The sequence below is a fragment of the uncultured Campylobacter sp. genome, assembly GCF_938017615.1.
GTDB lineage: Bacteria > Campylobacterota > Campylobacteria > Campylobacterales > Campylobacteraceae > Campylobacter_B.
This window is the reverse complement of the sequence record NZ_CALIJA010000200.1, coordinates 1-3,881: the sequence shown is the minus strand read 5'-3', so window position 1 is coordinate 3,881 and position 3,881 is coordinate 1. Positions and strand designations below refer to the sequence as shown.

Sequence of the window (3,881 nt, the reverse complement as noted above, 5' to 3'; positions counted from 1 at the left end):
TAGTTAATTATAATATCACCATCTTTTATATTGCAGCTTCCCCATTTTGTTTTCATTTTTAGGATTCTTACCGAGCTTGATTTTACTCCGATTTTTGTTTCCCAAATTTCTAGCATCTTTGCGATTTTTATCCTTAGTTCGTTTCGGTAGAATTTTTCTAAAACTCGCTTTTTACTTTCAAAATTTCCACTATCTCGCACGCTTAATATCATCTTGTTGTGCTTTATCGCCACATTATCAACACCGTTTATTACGTGCATAAGATACCGCTCGCCCCACAGATAGTGACTTTCGCCGCTTACTATCTCTCTTGCACCTATGCGCTCTTGCGAGTTATAAATATTTTTATGTTTACGTATCCATGCGAGCCTATTGGCTACAGCCATTCGGATTCTATCGTCACTTGCATCAAGTGGTGCGCTTACTCTTACTTCGCCGTGCGGCGGCATTACGGATATGTGTAGATTTTTTATGTCTTTTCGCGTTACCGCAACATAAATTGAGCCTATTTTCATTGGTAGTCTTCTTGCAGTTTAATAAACTCAAAAAGTTCGTCTATGTCCAAATTCTTTTCATCAGATAGGGGCTTTATGGTGCGTTTTAGTTCGCGTTCTTTCATTTTGTTACCGATATATCCATCTGGTTTATATGTTTTGATTGTCTCATCTAGTCTGGCGATCCAGTCTATATCTTGACTAAAGTTGTCATATATAGCTTGTTTTGCTGCAGTATTTACCGGTACAGGATAGGCTTTGCCCATATTTTTAGTTTTTAGTTGTTTGGCTAGACCTATAACCTCTTTTAGATATTTTTCATAGTCTAACGCGCCTTTTTTACGTTGCTCTATCAGCTCGTCTAATATTTGAGATAAGTTTTGGTAGAATTTTGGATTTAGCGGATTGCTATCAACGATTATGCGTCTTATATTGTTTTCTATCGCTTCTGCAGCTGATTCGTTGCCACCTAGTGTCCCATTTTCTTCTTCGCTAATGCCCTCATTTTGGATTAAAATTTCAAGCAGACCTTTGTCTTCAAATTCTGCTAAGACCTTACTGTCGCCGGCATTTACATATCTATTGATGAGTATACGCATATCATTATCCCATTTTCGCATATCTACATAATCTCCGCTTGCTAGTTTGACGGCATCTCTTAGCGTAGAGAAGTTCTTTACGCGATTAGCCCACTGAAGTTCTTGTTCTTTGCTATACCCTAGCTTTAAAAGTTCGTTTGCTACCCTATCATAAGCTCGAATAAAACTTACAACCGCGCGATAAAAGCTAAGTCTTCTGGTCTGCATTTCATCTTTTAAATTCTCCATGCTATCGCCACAAAAATACTCTATAAATTCTTTATTGCCTTTGGGTGACTTCACGCCCTCACATATTGCACTCAAGGTTTCCCATGTATTTTCTAGGTCTTCTTTACCTTTTTCGAGTCTGTCTTTTAAAAGCCCAACTATATCGCTCTCGTCGTACCCATCAAATGCCTCTTTTGTATAGTTGCTATACGCTTTTTCTAAGCTCTTAAAAAGATCGCGATAATCCACGATATATCCATACTCTTTACTCTCTCCGTCTAGCCTGTTTACGCGGCATATAGCTTGAAAAAGACCGTGATCGCGCATGGGTTTATCTATATACAGATATGTTGCGCTTGGCGCATCAAAACCAGTTAAGAGTTTATCGACAACGATTAAGAGCTTCATTTGTTCAGGTTTTTCTTTAAACTCTTTTTTTACGTCTAGCTCAAACTTATCAGCTTTAGCATCATCTACGTCTTTAGTGTTTATATCGTAGTAGTTAGCTATCATCTGCTTGTAAATTTTATACTTATATTCGCCGTCGCTCATACCATCTGGAGTTATTTCGTTTCTTATCGCTGACGCAGTCGGTCTGTAGCTAGATATCACGGCGCATTTTTGTTCAAATCCGTTATCGCTAAAAATCTTATACGCCTCGCATGCCTCATATACGCTAGAGCAGACAAATATCGCATTTCCACGCTCTCTTAGCCTAGTTTTATTTTCCATATCAAAAAGTATATCGCCTGCGATTTTCTCAAGCCTTTGTTTTGAGCTCATCAGCTTTTGTAAAGTCGCCCATCTAGCCTTTACTTCACCCTTAGCTAGGTCGCTTAGTCCTCTTGTTTTATTTTCAAATTCTTTGTCTAGTTTATCTTTTGAGCCTAGCCACTGCTCGATATCCCTAGCTTCATATACAAGGTCTAGCACCACGCCGTCACGCACTGCTTCGTCAAATTTATATGTATGTATAAACTCGCCGAATACTTGCACCGAGCTTTTTTTGTCGTTTTTTAAAAGCGGCGTTCCCGTAAAGCCGATAAAAATCGCATCAGGCATTAGCATTTTCATAGCCTCATGCAGTTTGCCCGACTGCGTTCTATGGCACTCATCTACAAATACAACTACATCGCCGTTCACTTTAAAATTTCCCGCCCTACGCTTTATATCGTCCAGATACGCGCTTATGGCACCGTCATCGCTTTCGTCTTCCGCGCCGTTTCTGCCAAATTTATGCACCAACGAGCATATGAGTGAATGCTCGGCGTTGCTTAATTTTTCTAGCAAATCAGCTCCGCTTTTTGTTCTGTAAATGCTTTCTTTTACGCCGTTAAAGACATTTTCTATCTGCTCGTCAAGCTCGGTTCTATCTGTGATTATAAGCACCCTAGAGTTTAAATTTTCTTTTATCCATTTTGCAAGCCAGACCATACTTAAGCTTTTGCCGCTACCTTGTGTATGCCAGATGATACCACCTTTTTTAGCGCGTAAAAACTCCTGCGCGCATTTTACACCGAAATATTGATTGTGCCTGCAAGTCTTTTTTATCCCACAGTCGTATATGATAAAGTCGTGTAAAATTTCAACCAGTCTCTCTCGCCCGCAAATCGCTTTAAGTCCGCCATACAAACTTAGTTTTTCGCCGTTTTCTTTAAATTCTAAGAAGTATTTTTCAGGCGTCTCTATCACGCCGTATCTTAGTCCTTCGCTCTCGTTTCCGGCCATTACAAGCTGCACGGTAGTAAAAAAGCTCTCTATAAACCTCTTATCTTGGCTTGATAAATTTTGCCTTATACCTTCACTTACTGACACGCTTGAGCGTTTTAGTTCTAGCACACAAATAGCTATGCCGTTTATATAAAGTACTATATCCGGGCGTTTATCAAACTCACCATTTGTAGTTTTTACGCTTACTTCCTCGGCTATGCTAAATTTATTTGCCAGCGGATTATCCCAGTCGATGAGCCAGACGCTCTGATTATTTTCGCCTACTTCTTCTATTACTTTTACGCCGTATCTTAAAAGCGAATATATGGCTTCATTTGCATCGTATAGTTTTCGCCCGCCGCTTGTGTGATTTTCATATTGTAGTTTTTTTAAGGCTTTATCTATAAGCTTATCGCTGTAGCCACGACCTTGCAGCCACGTCCTAAGCTCGTCCTCTCTTATGTTTTTATTATCGAGTCCTTGCAGATCGCCTATATATTCGTAGCCAAGCTCGTTTTTAAAGAGATCTATGACTCGCTCTTGCGTTTTTATCTCTTTTTCTACCGTATTTTCTTGCATAACTCACCCCTTTAGCCTTATTTTGCCGCTTAATAGCTCGTCCATAGCGCCTTGTTTTATCATCTTTAGTTTTTCTATCTCATCTTGCAAAGCCGAAATTTCATCGTCCATATCGCTTAAAATTTGAGCTATTTTTTCTTGCTCTGTTTTGTCTTTTGGAAGTGAAATTTTATATTTTGAAATTCCGCGGATTTTAAGACCTCGTCCGCGTCTATGCCGCTTTCGGCGCGCAGGACGCGGCGCGCACCCTGCGTAAGCACGGCGTGGATTTCATGCGGCGAGCTGGCAAGAA

The 3,881-nt window shown here is 39.9% G+C and carries 2 protein-coding genes; both read right to left on the bottom strand.

All coding sequences use genetic code 11. The features are described from left to right. Positions 1-515: YgjP-like metallopeptidase domain-containing protein (locus Q0620_RS10145; protein WP_298784982.1), on the bottom strand; the 515-nt coding region annotated here is incomplete at its 3' end. Next, complete coding sequence (locus Q0620_RS10140) at positions 512-3,589, bottom strand: HsdR family type I site-specific deoxyribonuclease (protein WP_298784981.1); 3,078 nt, start codon at positions 3,587-3,589, stop codon at positions 512-514. The genes Q0620_RS10145 and Q0620_RS10140, both read right to left, overlap by 4 nt. Between the last annotated feature and the right edge of the window lie 292 nt (positions 3,590-3,881).